Here is an 18,173-nt window from a genome sequence, read left to right on the forward strand (position 1 = left end):
TACCGCTGGCGCGTGACACGACCTATCATCGCTCCAACCTAAAAATTCCGCTAGATGGCAATCGAATTCCAGCCACTAGAAATGGCGCGGCCAGAGAGGAGTGGCGAGTTGGCTGAAGCATCCACCCGAACCGTGGAGCGGGCACTCGCCCTGCTCGCCACGATCTGCGAGCGCGGCAGCGTGAACCTTGCTGACAGCGCCAGGGATTGCGATCTGGCGCCGAGTACCGCGCTGCGGCTGCTACGAACGTTGGAGTCCACGGGTTTCGTCGCCAAGGACGAGGCAGGCATCTACCGTCCGGGCGGCCGCATGATCCAGCTGGGCGCCGCCGCGCTCAGCAGCGAGTCATTGACCGACCTGGCCAAGCCGGTGATGGAGAAACTCGTCGCGCAGACCGGCGAGTCGGTCTATCTGTCGGTCGAATGGCACAGCGACCTCGCCATCTACATCGGCATCATGCAGGGCACTCACTCTGTGCGTCACACCAGTTGGGTGGGCCGGACCATTCCACTGGATATCTCCGCCGCGGGGCACGCGCTTCGCGGTGACGTCAACAGCGACGGGTACGTCGTTGTCGAACGCGGCGTCGAGCCCGACGTAACCGCGATCGCGTGCCCGGTGTACTCCGAAGCACGCATCGTCGCAGCGCTGAGTTTCGTGATCCCGAGTTATCGGGTTACCGAATCCGAAGCGTCCCGGTGCGGCGAACTGCTGGTCTCGGCTGCGGCGGAGTTGTCCGCCCAGCTGAGCCGTTCCCCCAAGTCGGACTCCGAAGAAAGACAGTCATGATCACATTCGACAACGTCTCCAAGGTGTACCCGGACGGCACGGTCGCCGTGGACAGCCTGACGTTGACCGCGCCAAACGGAAAGATCACCACTCTGGTCGGCCCATCCGGGTGTGGCAAGACGACCTCGATGCGGATGATCAACCGGCTCATCGAACCCAGCTCGGGCACGATCGAACTCGACGGAGTCGACACCCAGTCGCTGGACCGGGTGTCCCTGCGACGACGCATCGGTTACGTCATCCAGAACGCGGGCCTGTTTCCTCATCGCACGGTCGTCGACAACGTGGCCGCGCTGCCGCGGTTGCTCGGGGGCAGTAAGAAGGAAACCCGTTCCAAGGCAATGGAACTACTCGAACGTGTCGGACTCGATGCCAAGTTCGCCCGCCGGTATCCCTGGCAACTCTCCGGCGGTCAGCAACAGCGAGTCGGCGTGGCCCGCGCGCTGGCCACCGATCCGCCATTCCTGTTGATGGACGAGCCTTTCAGCGCAGTCGACCCGATCGTCCGCAGCCAGTTGCAGGACGGGTTCCTGCGACTGCAGGCCGACATCTCCAAAACCATCGTGATGGTCACCCACGACATCGACGAGGCCCTCAAACTGGGCGATCAGGTCGTGGTGCTGCGCCAGGGCGGAACGCTGGCGCAGGCCGCGTCGCCCGCCGAACTGTTGGCAGCCCCCAACGACTCGTTCGTCGCCGACTTCGTCGGCTCCGCCCGCGGCTACCAGGCGCTGGGGTTCCACACCGCCGACGACCGGCTGCGCCTCAACGACGAGCCGACAGTGACGGTCGGGCAACCGGTTTCGGACATCCCGGTGGTCGAGGGTAAGTGGATCCTGGCAATCGACGACAACCATGCGCCGGTCGGCTGGGTCGATACCGCGAACCTGTCCGGCGACACCGTCGTCGACCGCGACGTCAATCTGTGCGGCACCACCGCGCGACGCTCAGACCCGCTGCGCGAGCTCCTCAACTCCGCGCTGTCGAGCCCGAGTGGGCGCTGCGTGGTCACCGACGACGCCGGCAAGTTGCTCGGCACCGTCACCGATCACGACATCGTCGAGGCCATCCGGCGCGCGAAGGACTCCCGATCGTGAACTGGATCTCGTCGAACCTCGACCGCATCGTGAGCCTCACCATCAGTCACACCTGGCTGACGGTGATTCCCACGGTGCTGGGTCTGCTGCTCGCGCTGCCGCTGGGATGGTGGGCGCACCGGTCGAAACGGGGCTATGCGGCCATCGTCGGTGTGGCCGGCCTGCTCTACACCATTCCGTCGCTGGCCCTGTTCATCCTGCTGCCGGTTCTGCTCGGGACGAAGATCCTCGACCCCATCAACATCATTGTGGCGCTTACCTGTTACACGCTGGCCCTGCTGGTACGGGTCGTCGCCGACGGGTTGAGCTCGGTGCCGCACGACACCGTGGCCGCCGCAGAGGCCATGGGCTACCGGGGCTGGCAGCGACTGCTGCTGGTGGAACTGCCCGTCGCGGTGCCGGTGATCGCCGCAGGCCTGCGGGTGGCGGTGGTGTCCAACGTCAGCATCGTGACCATGGCTGCGCTGCTGGGCATTCCGCAGCTGGGGTCACTGTTCACCCAGGGCTTCCAGCTGCGGCTGTTCGTACCGCTCGTCACCGGCGTGGTGATGTGCGTCGTGCTGGCCGTGGTCCTCGACGGACTGATCATCGTGGCGAACAAACTACTCACCCCATGGCGGCAACGGACGGTCACCTCATGAACATCATCGGCTGGTTCACCGATCCTGCGCATTGGAGCGGTTCGGGCAGCATCCCCATGCAGGTCGGCTACCACCTGCTGTACTCGGCGATCGCACTGCTGGTGGCCTTGGCCATCGGCGTCCCGCTGGGAATCCTGATCGGCTACACCGGTCGCGGTGAGACCCTGGTCGCCGGGCTCGCCAATGCGCTGCGTGCGCTGCCGAGCCTGGGCCTGCTGGTGCTGCTGTTCCTGCTCTTCGCACCCGTCGTCGCAGGCAAGCTGGTCTATGTTCTGCCCACCATCGTGGTGCTGGTGCTGCTGGCGGTGCCGCCGATCCTCACCGGCACGTACGCCGGGATCCAAACCGCCGACCCCGACGCGGTGGGTGCGGCCCGCGGCATCGGGTTCACGAAGCGGCAGATCCTGGTGCACGTTCAGTTGCCGTGCGCGCTGCCGCTGCTGATCTCGGGCATCCGCAGCTCGACACTGCAGATCGTCTCGACCGCGACCATCGCCGCCTACCTGGGCCTGCAGGGTCTTGGCCGGTTCATCCTCGACGGCCGGGCGCAGGCGAACTACAGCGAAATGGCAGGCGGTGCAATCCTTGTCGCCTTGGTCGCCATCGCGTTGGAACTCGGCTTTGCCTGGCTGGGCCGAGTGGTGGTATCGCCCGGCCTGCGCCGGGTAGCTGCCAAAACGTCCCCTCTTGACACTGCCGTACCGATGGAGGTCTGAAAATGATCAGACGAAAATTCTTGTCCGCCTTGGCCACCGCGGCTGCTGCGACGCTGACGCTGTCGGCCTGCGGCCTGAACAGTGACCCGCTGTCCTCCGACAATGCCGCCGGCTCGGCGGGCTCCCAGGTGATCATCGGGTCGGCCGACTTCACCGAGAGCCAGCTGATCGCCAGCATCTATTCGCAGGCGTTGCAGGCCAAGGGAATCCAGGTCAAGGAGCAGTTCAACATCGGCAGCCGTGAGGTGTACATGGCAGCGTTGAAGGACGGCTCCATCGATCTGGTTCCCGAGTACTCGGGCGCCCTGCTCAGCTATCTCAACCCTGAATCGACCGCCTCCACCACCGAGGCAGTCGTCACCGGCCTGGTCAGCAGGATGCCCGCCGGGATCACGCTGCTCGCGCCGTCGCCCGCCCAGGACAAGGACGTCGTCGCCGTCACACAGGCCACCGCCGACAAGTACAAGCTGCACAAGATCTCCGACCTCGCACCGGTCGCAGGGGAAATGGTGCTCGGCGGTCCGCCGGAGTGGAAGACCCGGGTGCAGGGTGTCGTCGGACTACACGACGTGTACGGGCTCAACTTCAAGGACTTCGTCAGCCTGGACGCCGGCGGAACGCTGACGATGACGGCGCTGACCAACGGCCAGATTCAGGCCGGGGACCTCTTCAGCACCGATCCCGGACTCAAGGCCAACAACCTTGTCGCCCTTGACGATGACAAGAACCTGTTCGCCGCCGAGAACGTCATCCCGCTGGTCAAGTCGTCCAAACAATCTCAAGCTCTCACCAACGCGCTCAACGACGTGTCGGCGAAACTGACCACCAACGACCTCATCGACATGAATGCCGAGGCCGCCAAGGGCACCAACCTCTCCGACATCGCCAAGAAGTGGCTCGCGCAAGCGGGGTTGATCAGCCGCTAGAACACTTCGGCGGCGAGCCGCCTAGAACACTTCGGCGGCGAGCCGCCTAGAACACTTCGGCTTCGAGCCGCCGCAGCTGCTCTCGCGGCGGCCCGAGCAGTTGTGCACTACCGTGCGCGCGCTTGAAGTACAGCTGGATGTCGCTCTCCCAGGTGATCGCGATGCCGCCGTGCAGCTGAATGGCTTCGGCGGTCACCGCGGACAGCGTCTCGCAGGCCATGAACCGGGCCAGTGCCGCCGCGGTCGGTGTCGGAGAGGCGATGGCATCGTTGACCACAGCGCGGGTCGAGGACACCTTGACGTACAGATCGGCCATCCGATGCTTGAGTGCCTGGAAGCTACCGATCGGCCGGCCGAACTGCACCCGGTCCTTTGTATAGGCGACCGTGAGATCCAGACAGCGCGCCGCCGCGCCGACCTGTTCGGCGGCCATCAGCAGCGCCGCGGTGTCGGCCAGACCCGGATCCGCGCCGAGCACCGCTGTCTCGCCGGGTGTGACCGCGGCCAAGCGTCGGGTCAGATCCATGGTGGTCTTGGCCTGTGCGGTGAAAGTGGTCCAGCGGGTGAGGTTTTGCCCGTCGGCGGCGATCACCACATCGGCCGTGTCGCCGTTGATGACGTACTCGGCATCGAACACCACCGTGCCGATGGACGTGCCCTCGGCCAACGCCTCGAGCGGCTCATGGTCACCGGCGGCGAGCAGGGCCAGCTCGGCGAGCGTCGTACCCAGCAGGGGAGTGGGCACCAGAGCCTTGCCCAGCTCTTCGAGAACCACTGCGGCATCGCCGAGTTCGCCGCCGGCACCGCCGAGCTCTTCGGGCACTACCAGGGCCGCGGCGCCGACCTGCTCGCACAGCAGGCTCCACAGCTTCTCGTCATAGCCGCGGTCTGATTCCATCGCCGCGCGCACGGCTTCGGGGGAGGCGTGCTTGTCCACCAGGGCTGCAACGGTTTCCCGCAGCAGCTCGCGTTCCTCATTCACAAGACCTCCAGGAGCCGACGACGGTGCAGCGTGGGATCGCCCCAGGCCGAGCGTAAGGCCTGAACTCGGAGCAACAGCAGAGACAGGTCGTGCTCCTGCGTGAAGCCGATGGCGCCGTGGGTCTGCAGTGACGAGCGCGCCGCCAGCAGGGCCGCGTCGGCCGCGGCGACCTTGGCGGCGCTGACGTCGCGCGCCGTATCGGGTGAGCGTTCCGCGAGCGACAGCGCCGCCCCGTAGACGAGCGGACGGGCCAGTTCGACAGCGATGTGGACATCCGCGAGCTTGTGCTTGATGGCCTGGTACGAGCCGATCACCCGGCCGAACTGCGTGCGCTGCTTGGCGTATTCGACCGAATGATCGAGCATGGCCTGCCCGGCGCCGACCAGTTGTGCGGCGGTCGCCAGCACACCGAACTCGTAGGCCCGCGCGGTGTCAGCAGCCTGGGGAGCGCCAGTTACGTCGACATCGAACAGTTTTCGCACCGGATCGACGGAATCGTGCGCTGTGCCGGCGGTGGCGTCGGCCACGTGGCCGTCGGCGGCCACCAGGACGAGGCCGGCGACATCGGCGTTGACGGCGCGCGGTACCTGCGGCGGCATGGCGACGGTGGCGATCAGCTCACCCGCCGCGAGCTGCCCGGACCGCTCGTCCTCGGAGAGCAACACCGGTGCGACGGCGATGGATTCGGTGACCGGGCCGGGCACCGCCCAGTAGCCCAAGCGCTCCAGTGCCACGATGAGATCCACCGGGTGGGCGTCGATGCCGTCGAACTTCTCCGGCACCAGCAACGCCGTCACACCGAGGTCGGCGAGCTGCGTCCACACCTTGCGGCCGGGCGCGGTGTCGCCGGCAGCCCAGGCCCGCACGGCGGCGGGCACGTCGGCAGCAGCCAGTGCAGCGTCGATGCTCGACGCGAAATCGCGCTGCTGTTCGTCTATCTCGAAGTTCACTTGGGCTTCCCCCCAGAAATCTCCCGCGGCAAGCCGAGGAGTCGCTCGGCGATGATGTTGCGCTGAATCTCGTTGGTGCCGGCGTAGATCGGGCCACCGAGCGCGAACAGCAGGCCTTCGGTCCAGTGACCGGTGAGCTCGGCATCCGCACCCTGCATATCCAGGGCCGTCTGGTGCAGCGCGACATCGAGATCCGACCAGAACACCTTGGTCACCGAGGACTCGGCGCCCAGCTCACCGCCGCTCGCGAGTCTGGTCACCGTGCCGAACGTGTGCAGCCGATAGGCCTGGGCCTTGATCCACGCATCGGCCACCCGGTCGGTGAACACCGGGTCGGGATGGGATTTCCACTGTTGGACAAGCCGTTCGGCAGGCGCGAGGAAACGGGCCGGGCTGCGCAGCGACATGCCGCGCTCATTGCTTGACGTGCTCATCGCCGCCCGCCAGCCGTCGTGCACGCCACCGATGACGTCGTGATCGGGCACGAACACGTCATCGAGGAAGATCTCGCCGAAGCCGGTGTCCCCGCCGAGCTGGGCGATGGGCCGTACCGTGATCCCGGGAGCCTTGAGGTCGAACATGAAGTAGGTGAGGCCCTTGTGTCGCTGGGCTTCCGGGTCGGAACGGAACAATCCGAATCCGCGCTCACCGAACGGGGCCCGCGAACTCCAGATCTTCTGTCCGTTGAGCTTCCAGCCGCCGTCGGTACGCGTCGCGATCGAGCGCAGCGAGGCGAGATCACTGCCCGACTCAGGTTCGGACCAGGCCTGAGCCCAGATCTCTTCACCGCTGGCCATTTTCGGCAGCACGCGGTCCAGCTGCTCCTCGGTACCGTGTGCGAACAGTGTCGGTGCCAGCATCGAGGTGCCGTTGGCACTGGCCCGCCCGGGCGCACCGGCCCGGAAGTACTCCTCTTCGAACACCACCCACTGCAGCAGTGTGGCGTCGCGGCCGCCATATTTCTTGGGCCACGCGATCACCGACAGCCCGGCATCGAAGAGCACCTTGTCCCAACGCCGGTGCTGTTCGAAACCTTCGAGCGTGTCGTATGACTTCGTCGGGAACGAGCCGCGGTTGGCCGTCAGGAATTCGCGCACCTCGGCCCGAAAGGCCTCGGTCTCGTCGTCGAAATTCAGGTCCATTGCACCCCTTCTCGGGTCCCTCTGCTGCGCAGCACGGGTTTGATCACCTTGCCGCCCGGATTTCGCGGCAACACGTCGAGAAACTCCACCGACCGCGGCGCCTTGAAGTTCGCCAGATGTTCACGCGCATAGGCGATCACAGTGGCCTCATCGAGCGAAGCGCCCGGTTTGAGCACCACATAGGCCTTACCGACCTCGCCGAGGCGCTCGTCGGGCACGCCGATCACCGCGGACTCGGCGACCCCGTCCAACCTGGCGAGCACCTGCTCGATCTCGGCCGGGTACACATTGAACCCACCGCTGATGTACATGTCTTTAAGCCGGTCGGTGATGGTCAGATTGCCTGCGGCATCGAGCTTTCCGACGTCGCCGGTGTGCAGCCAGCCGTCGGCGTCGATGGCCGCCGCGGTAGCCTCGGGGTCATCGAGATAGCCGAGCATGACGTTGGGGCCACGCAGCAGCACCTCGCCGGTGGGCTCGTCGATGCGCAGCTCGAAATCAGCGATCGGTCGGCCGCAGGTGGTGGCCACCGTGACGGCATCGTCGGTCGGGCGGCACATGGTGCCGAAACCGGCGCCCTCGGTGAGACCGTAAGCCGTGAGCACGATGTCGATGTCGAGCTCGTTCTGCATGCGCTCGATGAGCACGACGGGTACTGTGGCGGCGCCGGTGACCGCGAAGCGCAGCGAGCTCAGGTCATAATCGGCGCGCTTCGGGTGATCCAGCAGGGTCTGATAGATGGTCGGCGGACCGGGCAACACTGTGATGTGCTGCTCCGCAACCGTTTTCATGGCCTGCTCGGGGTTGAACGTCAACAGCGGAACGAGCGTGGCGCCGGTCTGCAGGCACGCCAGGATGCCGGCCTTATAGCCGAAATTGTGGAAGAACGGGTTGATGCACAGGTAGCGGTCGGCGCTGGTCACCTCGCCGCACGCCGCCCACGCCGCTGAGCCGTCCAGGGACTGCCGGTGTGCGCACCGCACGCCCTTGCTGCGGCCCGTCGTTCCGGAGGTGAACAGGATGTCGGAGACGTCATCCGGTGACACTGCGGCGGCGCGGGCGTCGACCGCGTCGAGGTCTGTACCCCTGGCCACGAACTCGTCCCAGGTTCCGTCGTTCCCTTCGATCGGGACCCGCACTACGTGGCGCAGCGCAGGCAGCGCATCGCGGTCCAGTTCTGACGCCCGGTCCGAGCCGAGGAACTGGCCCGCGGCGACCAACAGGGGCGCCTCGGTGCGCGCGAGGATGTCGGTGGCCTCGCTGGCGGTGTAGCGGGTGTTCAGCGGCACCATCACGCCGCCGGCGTAGTGCGTGGCCAGGCACGCCACCACCCAGTGCCAGGTGTTCGGTGACCAGATGGCAACGCGGTCGCCGGGTTGGATGCCGAGCGCGATCATCGCGGCGGCAGCCTGGCGTACCTCGTCGCGCAGTTCCCGGTAGGTCAGTCGCCGATCGGGACTCACCAGGGCCTCATGGTCGGAAAACTGCACGGCAATCCGGTCCAGGACCCCCGGGACGGTCCTCGGGTCGGTGGTCATTGATGCTCCTCTAACAAAGCAAGTGCTTGGTAGGTTAGCCTACAGGGGTGATAGAGGTCCAGGAGTTCCGGGCCGAGGTCCGGCAGTGGCTCGCAGACAATCTCGTCGGTGAATATGCCGCGCTCAAGGGCCTGGGCGGACCGGGTCGTGAGCATGAGGCGTTCGAAGAGCGGCGGGCATGGAATCAACACCTCGCCGCAGCCGGGTTGACCTGCCTGGGTTGGCCCGTTGAACACGGTGGACGCGGACTGTCCGTCGCGCACCGGGTCGCGTTCTACGAGGAGTACGCCCGCGCGAACGCGCCCGACAAGGTCAACCACCTGGGCGAGGAGCTGCTCGGGCCGACCCTCATCGAGTACGGCACCCCCGAACAGCAGCAGCGGTTTCTGCCCAAGATCCTCGATGTCACCGAGCTGTGGAGCCAGGGTTACTCCGAGCCCAACGCGGGCAGCGACCTGGCCAATGTCGCGACGACGGCCGAGCTGGTCGGCGACGAATGGGTGATCAACGGACAGAAGGTGTGGACGTCGCTGGCCCACTGGGCGCAGTGGTGTTTCGTGGTGGCCCGCACCGAGAAGGGCTCGAAGCGCCACGCCGGGCTGTCGTATCTGCTGGTGCCGCTCGATCAGCCGGGCGTCGAGATCCGGCCGATCATCCAGCTCACCGGCGACTCCGAGTTCAACGAGGTGTTCTTCGACGACGCCCGCACTGACGCCTCGCTGGTGGTCGGGGCTCCCGGCGACGGCTGGCGCGTGGCGATGGGCACGCTGACCTTCGAGCGCGGGGTCTCGACGCTGGGGCAGCAGATCCGCTATGCCCGTGAGCATTCCAACCTCGTCGAGCTCGCCAAGCGGACCGGCGCGGCCGACGACCCGCTGATCCGCGAACGACTGACGCGATCCTGGACGGGCCTGCAGGCCATGCGGTCCTATGCGTTGGCGACCATGGACGCCGAACAGCCTGGCCAAGACTCAGTGTCGAAGCTGTTGTGGGCCAACTGGCATCGTGAACTCGGCGAGATCGCCATGGACGTGCAGGGCATGGCCGGGCTGACGCTGGATGACGGCGAGTTCGACGAATGGCAACGGCTGTACCTGTTCTCACGCTCGGACACCATCTACGGCGGGTCCAACGAAATTCAGCGCAACATCATCGCCGAGCGGGTGCTCGGCCTACCCCGAGAGGCTAAGGGATGAGCGATCTCTCCACAGCGCCCGAAGAGGTTGAGGGCCACGGTCTGCTGAAGGACAAGGTGGTCCTGGTGACCGCCGCCGCGGGAACCGGCATCGGCTCGTCCACCGCACGGCGCGCCCTGCTGGAGGGCGCCGATGTCGTGGTGTCCGATTACCACGAGCGGCGCCTCAAGGAGACCCAGGAGCAGCTGGCTTCGTTGGGTTTGGGCCGGGTCGAGGCCGTGGTCTGCGACGTCACCTCCACCGAAGCGGTCGACGCTCTGATCACGTCAGCGGTCGAAAAGATGGGCCGCCTGGACGTTTTGGTCAACAATGCCGGCCTCGGCGGCGAGACCCCGCTGGTCGACATGACCGACGACGAGTGGGACCGCGTGCTGAACGTGACGCTGAACTCGGTCATGCGGGCCACGCGGGCGGCGCTGCGGTACTTCCGCGGGGTCGAGCACGGCGGCGTCATCGTCAACAACGCGAGCGTGCTGGGTTGGCGAGCGCAGCACTCACAGTCGCATTACGCCGCGGCCAAGGCCGGCGTGATGGCGCTGACCCGGTGCAGCGCAATCGAAGCCGTCGAATACGGGGTGCGGATCAACGCGGTGTCGCCGAGCATCGCACGGCACAAGTTCCTGGAGAAGTCGGCCAGTGCCGAACTGCTGGACCGGCTGTCCTCCGACGAGGCGTTCGGCCGCGCCGCCGAGCCGTGGGAGATCGCGTCGACCATCGCGTTCCTGGCCAGCGACTACTCCAGTTACCTCACGGGCGAAGTCATCTCGGTGTCGAGTCAGCGGGCCTAGTTTTCCGCCACCACGTTACGCACGCGATGTGAATCACCGATTTCGACGCCAGGGTCGCGCTTCGTTGATCGCAACAGCCCTGATGTCAAAATCGGCGGCATGCGACTAGTCCTATTCCATCCCACGCTGCGCGAGCCCGGTTCGGTCCGCCCAGCCGCGGATGTCGCCCTTGGTGATGGCCAGCGCCAGCAGTTCGGGAAAGGCATCGGGCGTGCACGCGAACGCGGGGATCTCCATGGCGGCCAGGTCGGCGGCGATCTCGCGGTCGAATGATGGTGCGCCCGAATCGGACAGCGCAAGCAGCACGACGACCTGCACGCCCGCGTCGACGAGTTGTTTGACCCGAGCCAGCATCTCGTCGCGCACGCCGCCCTCGTAGAGGTCGGAGATCAAGACGAAGATGCTGTCGGCCGGCCGGGTGATGAGCGTCTGGCAGTACGCGATGGCCCGGTTGATGTCGGTGCCGCCACCGAGCTGAGTGCCGAACAGCACGTCGACAGGATCGTCGAGCAGCTCGGTGAGGTCGACGACTTCGGTGTCGAACACCACGAGCGACGTGCGCAGCGAGCGCATCGACGCGATGACTGCGCCGAAAACCGCTGAGTACACGATCGATTCGGCCATCGATCCGGACTGGTCGATGGCCAGCACGATGTCCTTGGTGACCGAGCGGCCGGCGCGACGGAATCCGACGAGTCGTTCGGGGATGATCGTGTTCAGGTCAGGCTGAAAGGTTTTCAGGTTCCGAGCGATGGTGCGATTCCAGTCGATGTCGGAGGCCATCGGCCGGTTGGTGCGGGCATTGCGGGACAGTGCCCCGCGAAGGGTGGCGCGTGTACCGTCGGCGATGCGGCGCTCGATGTCCGCGACGACCTTGCGGACCAGGGCCCGCGCGGAGGCTTTCGACTCGTCGGGGATGGCCTCGCCGAGAGTGATCAGCGTGGTGGCCAGCGACAGGTCCGGCACGACGCTGTCCATCATCTCCGGTTCGAGCAACAGCATGCGCAGATTGAGCCGCTCGATGGCGTCTTGCTGCATCACCTGAACCACGGTGCTGGGAAAGTACTTTCGGATATCGCCCAGCCACCGTGCCACCCGAGGTGCCGAGCCACCGAGCCCACCTTTGCGGTCGTACAACGCAGACAGTGCCTTGTCCATTTCGACGTCCCCGCCTTGCAGGCTCGGCAATGACTCCGCGTCAGACCCCAGCACCAGCCGCCACCGGCGGTCGCGTTCGTCGGGGACAGTTTCGTCAGCCATGGGCGATACCTCGTGCGAAGATGGCCGCCGCCGCGATCACCGCGGGGCGGGCGCGGGCGGCTTCGATGTCGAATTCGGTGTGGACGGTGGCGCCTGCCGTGGCGACCGCGTGGCCGATGTTGCGCTTGATGCCGGCGTCAAACGTGCTGAAAGTACGACGCACCAGAGGCAGGACGTCGGTGAATTCGGTTGCCGTCAGACCGATCAGCCATTCGTCGATCACAGCCAGCAGCTCCGTGTCGTGCACCAGCAGCAGCCCGCTGCCGGAGAGGAAACCCTCGATCCAGGCCGACTTCTCGTCGGCGGGTGCGCCGACGCTCAGGGCGCGGCGCATGCGTCGCGCCGCCTCGGTCGTGGTGAACACGGCTCCGTCGACACCGATACGGACGAACCGGCCGACCAGGCTGCCGTGCAGATCGTCGCGATCGGCCAGGCGTGCGATGGTGGCGAGCCATTCACCGCGAACGTCGGCATCCAGCAGATCGACAGTGTCGGTGACGGCGTTGACATGTGCGAGCATCTCAGCGGCAGCGTCGGCCCCCAGGCCGGTCAGCGTCGCGGGCAGCCCGACGTTGACGCGGCGCAGCAGCGATGTGGTGACCACGCCGAGCGCACCGGCATCGGTGCGGCGCACATCGCCGTAGCGCAGCGACCGGGCCAGTGCGGGAAGGGCCGCCATCAGCTCGGTCAGGTCACGGTCGACCGCGGCCTTGTTCTCCAGGATGGTCAGCAGCGGCGAGACCGCCTCGTCGACGCCGCCGAGCAGCGCCGCCTCGATGGCCGCGGTGACCTCACCCAGATGCGTGGCGTTCGCAGCAGTATCGGCCAGTTTGGCCTTGCAGGCGCGGTACACGGTGTTGCCCCACACCGATGACACCACGACCTTCACCGCGAACTCCGGCAGCCACTGCAGTGTCCAGGCTTCCTTGAATGTGCCCTGCCCACTGATCATCTCGGGCTCGCCCCACGGAATGTCGAGGACCGCGAGCCGATGCAGCAGATGGGACTTGGCGAGGTCGTTGGGCTTACGCAGGTCGAGGGTGACCTGCTTGGCGGTCGGGTCGGGCTTGAGCCGCAACGACTTCTGCTGCTTGGTGATGTCGGCAAGCAGCGGCACCATCGGCAGGTGTTCGGGAATGCTGCCCAGCCGTTCGCCGATGACCAGCTCGCGCACGATCAGGCCGAACCGGGTGTCAGAGCCCTCGCACAGCACGGCCTCGGAGGCCTCGTTGACCTCACTCAAACCGGGATGGGCCCGGCCCCGCATCGCGGCCAGCGCCTTGGCCAGCCGGACTCCTTCGATGACATGCGCCGACGAGACGAAGATGTCATGCTCGCGTAAAGCTCTGGCCGCCATCGTGAGCCAGGTTTCCACCGGGCGGTCCCGCTCGAGGAACGCGTGCTGATACCAACCCGGCGAGCGGATGCCCGCACCGTATCCCGAAGCCGCGGAGAGCCGCGAATGTGTCCACGGCACCCACACCGTCGCGCACTTCACTTTCGGCAGCCCGCGCAGCAACGCGGAATCCGCGCTCGCGGCAGGCAATTTCCCATCGCGCACGCGAGGAGCACCAGATAACTGGAGCGCCGGCGCATGCCACGCTCCGCACACCACGACGACCGTCGCGAACTCCTTGACGGCCTTGCGGATCACCTGACGCATATGTGCTTCGCGCTGCTGCTCGGTCGGATCTTCTTCGCCGGGCTCGAGTTCCCGCACGGTCCGCATGGCATCGGTGATCGCGTCGAACCCAGTGCCGTCCGTACGCGATTCAACGACGTCATCCCACCAGCGTTCCGGATCGTCGTACTCGGCGGCCTCGGCCAGCGCTGCGATCGGGTCGACCCGTACCCGCGACACCTCCTCGTGCCGCTCGTCACGCTGGGCCAGCACGGTGGCGGCGGGAAGATCGCAGAACCGCACCGGCACCTGGTTGCGCGCGGCCCATAGCAGCGCCTGCCATTCGGGGGAGAAGCCGCCGAACGGCCAAAACGCCGACACCGCAGGATCATCGACGGCATACGCCATGATCGCCACCGGCGGCACCATGTCGGCGTGGTCGACATCGGTGGTGAGCGGGTTCGCATCGGCTGGGCCTTCGATGACCACGACGTCGGGCCTGATCCGGTCCAGCTCGGACATCACGGCACGCGCAGATCCGGGTCCGTGATGCCGTATGCCAAGGACGTGGGTGGTCACGAGTTGAGCACGTCCCGCGAAGCCCGGTAGAAGTCGGCCCAGCCGTCGCGTTCCCGCACTACGGCCTCGAGGTATTCCAGCCACACCACCGCGTCGTTGACCGGATCCTTCACCACCGCGCCGACGATGCCCGCCGCGGTGTCGGCGGGTCGCAGTACCCCGTCGCCGAAGTGCGCCGACATCGCGATGCCCTGCGTCACAACGGAGATCGCCTCCGCCGTGGACAGTGTGCCCGACGGTTGCTTGAGTTTGTTGCGGCCATCCGCGGTCAGGCCTGAGCGCAGCTCGCGGAAAACCGTGACCACGCGCCGGATTTCGTCGGCCGATGTCGGTACTTCAGGGAGTTGTAGCGATCCGCTGATATCGGCCACGCGGCGCGTCACGATCTCCACCTCGTCGTCGAGGCTCGCGGGCAGGGGAAGCACCACGGTGTTGAACCGGCGCCGCAGTGCCGACGACAGATCATTGACACCGCGGTCGCGGTCGTTGGCCGTCGCGATCACGTTGAAGCCCTGCTTCGCCTGTACCTCGGTGCCGAGTTCCGGTATGGGCAAGGTCTTTTCGGATAGCACCGTGATGAGCGCATCCTGTACTTCAGACGGGATGCGGGTGAGTTCTTCGAGGCGGGCGATCTTGCCGTCCCGCATCGCGGTCATGATGGGTGACGGGACCAGAGCCTGCTCCGACGGGCCTTCCGCGATCAGCCGGGCATAGTTCCAGCCGTACCGCACGGCCTCCTCGACGGTGCCCGCGGTGCCTTGCACCAGCAGCGTCGAATCCCCGGTCACCGCCGCCGCCAGATGCTCCGACACCCACGTCTTGGCGGTACCGGGAACCCCGAGCAGCAGCAAGGCGCGGTCGGTCGCGAGCGTCGCGACAGCCACCTCCACGAGGCGCCGCGGGCCGATGTATTTCGGGGTGATCTCCACGCCCTCAACGGTTTCCCCGCCGAGCAGGTACCTCACGACGGCGTGCGGCGACATTGACCAGTTCGGCGGCACCGGCAAGGTATCGGCGGCGCGCAGCGCGGCGAGTTCTGCGGCGAACAACTGCTCGGCGTGCGGGCGCAGCAGGGTCGGGTTCATGGCAGTTCCTTTGCAATGTCGGATCGCAGGGTGAGCAGTTCGAACACGGTGGCATAGAACTTGTGCAGTTCTTCGTCGGTCGTGCGGTCGACCAGTGCGGCGAAACGCGGCAGCCAGTCCAGCGGATATCCGGCTGCCAAGTGTGCGGCGGCCTCCCGACGCTGACGCGCGGTTCCCCAACCGGCCCCGGCCAAGGACCCGAAGAGTGCGTCGGCCACCTCACGGGTGAACGGCCGCGGCAGGCCCGCCGCGAGGCGCAGCAGGGGCGCGGACTCCGCAGTGTTGGTGAGAGCGCGGATCATCTCGGCAGAGATCGCCGGGTGTGCGGTGGCAGGATCGTAGAAGGTCCCGTAATCGCTTGGCAGACAATGCTGCAACAGGGCAACTGCCCATTTGGGGTCATTGCCGCGCAGCGCACTGAGCGTCAGCGCCGCGAGCACGGTCTCTGGCAGCGCGCGGGCCACCTTCTCCGGTGCCACCGCGGCGAAGACCTCGGCCCAGAAGGTGATCGGGGTGCGCGCGATGACGGGTTCGGGTTTGGTGGTGCTCAGCCCGTCGCGGACAGCGGCGGTGTCGGGTCCGGGCAGGGGATGGACGGTGATCTTCACGCCGAGCATCGATTTCTTGACCGAGAAGATCTGAGCGGCACGTTCTTTCATGCGGTCGAGGTACCGGCTGCGGGACCGCCGGTCGAGCACGGCCACAGCGGCACTGCGTACGGTGACGGCACGATCGTCGAGCGCGGCCTCCAGGAACGGCTCATCGGCGTCGTGCTCGGGATACCCGAACGCCGCCAAGAGCGTCGCCCGCGACTCGGCATCCTCGGAAGCCCAGTGCGCCGCCACGACGTCGCGAGCCCGGTCAGGGGCGAGCGCGCGGGCCGCGGTGAGCCACTCGAGTCGTTTGGCGATGTCGCCGTGGGTGTAGTCGGTCTCCTTGGGCCAGTCGGTAGTGTCCGCCCGCAGCACGTTGCGCAGCGCGCGGTGCCCGCGTCCGTAGTGCTCGACGGCGTACCACTGGCCGGCAGTCCCGACAGCGTCCCAAAGTGATTGCGTCACAACACTGCTCTGTTGGAGCCGCAACAGTTCGGGGATGAGCCGGGGCGGCAGCCGCAGACCGGCCGCCGCGATATCGCCGAGCACGCCATCGAGGATGGGCCTGATGGTGAGTGCCCGCTCGATCAGGAACGCGTGCGCACCGGTGATCAGCGGCCGGGTTTCAGCCGGTGCGGGCGCCGTGGCCGGCTCGACCGATGACGGCAATTGCCCGGCCCGGCGGGCGACGGCATAGAGGCCGGCCACCCGAAGCACCGACCCGACGGAATCGTCGGCGTCGCACACCGCGGCGACGCTGCCGTCGACGGGAGCATCGAATGTGCCTGCCGGAAACGGTTTCGCGCCGAATCCCACCGTCGCGGCAGAGATCATCCGCTGGTAGTCGCTCATAATGCGGTCACCGCCGGTCCGGTCAGGCGCGACGGCGGTGCATCGCTCAGCAGCGACAGCGGATCGATCCCGGCTGTGGTGATCTCAACCAGGATCGGATGTAGCCGGCCGCCGCTTGCGGCCTGCAACCGCGCCCAGCGGTCGTCGTCGCAGATCGCCGGTAACGCATTGCCGTCCGCGTCGACCAGCTGGCGGCGTTTGGGCTTGCTGTGCTGCAGGGGCCGGGCGGTGACGATGGCGGGGTAGCGCAGCAGCCACGGGTCGACGGCCAGAGCGCGAGCCCGCCCAGCCAGCGCCGTGGCGATGCCCGTGCCGGTGACCGCCAGCTGCCCGATCGGCGTCGTCGGCACGTCGCCGTCGGGGATCGCGACACGGAAGCTCGACGGGCCGCCGGGATACAGATACACGTCACCGGTGAATTCGCGTCCCGGTGTGAGCCGGTTGTCGAAACTGGCGCCGCTCGGCGCGGTGGACTGCACGTTGACCAGCAGCCCCGTACTGTTGCCGCTCAACCACATTCGCCGCGTGGTGTAGCGATCTTCCAAAGTCTCCGCGTAGCCGAGAACCTGCCAGGTGTCGGTCACCGGATCAGTCGCCAGCACCTCGGCCCGCGCCACCGTGAACCCGATGTGGCGGCGTACCGCCGCGGCCGTCTCGTCGGACAGGGTGTCGATGGTGCGGTAGGCGTCGATGAGCAGCTGCATCAACCCGAGATCCTCGATGATCATGCGCGGCCAGTCGTCGTGCGTGAGATAGCCGGGCAGGTTGCGCAACCAGCCCGCCAGGCCGGGCGCCTTGGCGTCGACCATGCGTTTGGCGATCGGTTCGCTCCACCCGGCGTACGGATCGGTGCTGATCCCGGCGATACCGTTGTGGATCTGATCATGGATCCACCGGTCGAGCTGTTCCAAACCCTCGGCGACGCTGCGCTGCCGCGCCTCGATGGCTTTCTCGCTGATTTCGCGCGGCGCCTTCGGAGCGGCGGGCGCCGCCAACGTGCTCGCCGGGGCTTCGGATGCATCCACGCCGCCGCCGCACCAGCGCAGCACCAGACCGACCACATGCTTGCAGGGGAACTGCCGCGACGGGCACGAGCACTTGTACGTCGGGCCCACCAAGTTGACCTGCACGCGGTACGGCGTCCGCCCGCTGCCCTGAAAGTCGCCCCACAACAGGGTCTGGGTGGCACCCGTGTTGGACCAGCCCGCAGCGCCTGCCAGCTTCTGGCCCGCGGCGTAGGCCTTCCCGGCAAACTGACGCACCTCGTCCGTGGACCATGCCGCGTTCTGGTCCACCCCGATGCCCCTCCTGACATGTCCTGACCCAGGCCAGCGTAGCCAGAACGGCCGACACGGTCTCCACAGGATCTTCACAATCGCTGCCCGTGGCCACCACAACCTGCACCTAGAGTCGGATTC

At 66.8% G+C, this 18,173-nt stretch carries 16 protein-coding genes; 7 read left to right on the forward strand and 9 right to left on the reverse strand.

Going from position 1 to position 18,173, the window contains the following annotated elements:
• Positions 1–108: 108 nt before the first annotated feature.
• From A5784_RS25775 to A5784_RS25795, 5 genes are read left to right on the forward strand one after another with little or no spacing between them, the layout of a single operon-like run.
• Entirely contained in the window at positions 109–789 is a 681-nt protein-coding gene (locus A5784_RS25775; protein WP_064947805.1) for an IclR family transcriptional regulator, read from the forward strand.
• Complete coding sequence (locus A5784_RS25780) at positions 786–1,886, forward strand: ATP-binding cassette domain-containing protein (RefSeq protein ID WP_064947696.1); 1,101 nt, start codon at positions 786–788, stop codon at positions 1,884–1,886. The genes A5784_RS25775 and A5784_RS25780 overlap by 4 nt, the downstream gene beginning before the upstream one ends.
• Complete coding sequence (locus tag A5784_RS25785; protein ID WP_064947697.1) at positions 1,883–2,527, forward strand: ABC transporter permease; 645 nt, start codon at positions 1,883–1,885, stop codon at positions 2,525–2,527. Before A5784_RS25780 ends, A5784_RS25785 begins: the two co-directional genes overlap by 4 nt.
• Positions 2,524–3,243: an ABC transporter permease gene (locus A5784_RS25790; RefSeq protein WP_232006239.1), complete on the forward strand. Its 720-nt coding sequence runs from the start codon at positions 2,524–2,526 to the stop codon at positions 3,241–3,243. Before A5784_RS25785 ends, A5784_RS25790 begins: the two co-directional genes overlap by 4 nt.
• 2 nt (positions 3,244–3,245) lie before the next feature.
• On the forward strand, positions 3,246–4,169 hold the full coding sequence (locus tag A5784_RS25795) for an ABC transporter substrate-binding protein (RefSeq protein ID WP_064947698.1): 924 nt from the start codon (positions 3,246–3,248) through the stop codon (positions 4,167–4,169).
• A 46-nt stretch (positions 4,170–4,215) separates the two neighbouring features.
• On the opposite strand, the gene ipdE2 is transcribed toward A5784_RS25795, so the two are convergent.
• From ipdE2 to fadD3, 4 genes are read right to left on the reverse strand one after another with little or no spacing between them, the layout of a single operon-like run.
• Positions 4,216–5,151, reverse strand: coding sequence for an acyl-CoA dehydrogenase IpdE2 (gene ipdE2 / locus A5784_RS25800; protein WP_064947699.1), 936 nt, complete (start codon positions 5,149–5,151; stop codon positions 4,216–4,218).
• A complete protein-coding gene (locus A5784_RS25805; protein WP_064947700.1) occupies positions 5,148–6,101 on the reverse strand; it encodes an acyl-CoA dehydrogenase family protein in 954 nt (317 codons plus the stop codon). Before A5784_RS25805 ends, ipdE2 begins: the two co-directional genes overlap by 4 nt.
• On the reverse strand, positions 6,098–7,243 hold the full coding sequence (locus A5784_RS25810; RefSeq protein ID WP_064947701.1) for an acyl-CoA dehydrogenase family protein: 1,146 nt from the start codon (positions 7,241–7,243) through the stop codon (positions 6,098–6,100). Before A5784_RS25810 ends, A5784_RS25805 begins: the two co-directional genes overlap by 4 nt.
• Complete coding sequence (gene fadD3 / locus A5784_RS25815) at positions 7,234–8,781, reverse strand: 3-((3aS,4S,7aS)-7a-methyl-1,5-dioxo-octahydro-1H-inden-4-yl)propanoate--CoA ligase FadD3 (RefSeq protein WP_064947702.1); 1,548 nt, start codon at positions 8,779–8,781, stop codon at positions 7,234–7,236. Before fadD3 ends, A5784_RS25810 begins: the two co-directional genes overlap by 10 nt.
• Positions 8,782–8,828: 47 nt before the next feature.
• Here fadD3 and ipdE1 point away from each other — a divergent pair, with 47 nt between their 5' ends.
• Complete coding sequence (gene ipdE1, locus A5784_RS25820; protein WP_064947703.1) at positions 8,829–9,977, forward strand: acyl-CoA dehydrogenase IpdE1; 1,149 nt, start codon at positions 8,829–8,831, stop codon at positions 9,975–9,977.
• The gene (ipdF, locus tag A5784_RS25825; RefSeq protein ID WP_064947704.1) at positions 9,974–10,765 is read left to right on the forward strand and encodes a (5R,7aS)-5-hydroxy-7a-methyl-1-oxo-2,3,5,6,7,7a-hexahydro-1H-indene-carboxyl-CoA reductase; all 792 of its coding nucleotides are present in this window, start codon (positions 9,974–9,976) and stop codon (positions 10,763–10,765) included. The genes ipdE1 and ipdF overlap by 4 nt, the downstream gene beginning before the upstream one ends.
• A 111-nt stretch (positions 10,766–10,876) precedes the next feature.
• Here the strand turns inward: ipdF and A5784_RS25830 are convergent, their stop codons facing one another.
• The 5 genes from A5784_RS25830 to A5784_RS25850 are packed head-to-tail and all read right to left on the reverse strand — an operon-like array spanning position 10,877 to position 18,050.
• On the reverse strand, positions 10,877–12,025 hold the full coding sequence (locus A5784_RS25830) for a VWA domain-containing protein (protein WP_064947705.1): 1,149 nt from the start codon (positions 12,023–12,025) through the stop codon (positions 10,877–10,879).
• Entirely contained in the window at positions 12,018–14,225 is a 2,208-nt protein-coding gene (locus tag A5784_RS25835) for a DUF5682 family protein (protein ID WP_156750768.1), read from the reverse strand. The genes A5784_RS25830 and A5784_RS25835 overlap by 8 nt, the downstream gene beginning before the upstream one ends.
• Positions 14,222–15,310 (reverse strand): ATP-binding protein, encoded by a 1,089-nt coding sequence (locus tag A5784_RS25840; RefSeq protein WP_064947706.1) that lies wholly within the window; start codon positions 15,308–15,310, stop codon positions 14,222–14,224. Before A5784_RS25840 ends, A5784_RS25835 begins: the two co-directional genes overlap by 4 nt.
• Positions 15,307–16,755 (reverse strand): DUF5691 domain-containing protein, encoded by a 1,449-nt coding sequence (locus tag A5784_RS25845; RefSeq protein ID WP_064947707.1) that lies wholly within the window; start codon positions 16,753–16,755, stop codon positions 15,307–15,309. Before A5784_RS25845 ends, A5784_RS25840 begins: the two co-directional genes overlap by 4 nt.
• Positions 16,752–18,050: an SWIM zinc finger family protein gene (locus tag A5784_RS25850; protein WP_064947708.1), complete on the reverse strand. Its 1,299-nt coding sequence runs from the start codon at positions 18,048–18,050 to the stop codon at positions 16,752–16,754. Before A5784_RS25850 ends, A5784_RS25845 begins: the two co-directional genes overlap by 4 nt.
• Positions 18,051–18,173: the final 123 nt, after the last annotated feature.

Source organism: Mycobacterium sp. 852013-50091_SCH5140682, from assembly GCF_001665685.1.
Taxonomy (GTDB): domain Bacteria; phylum Actinomycetota; class Actinomycetes; order Mycobacteriales; family Mycobacteriaceae; genus Mycobacterium.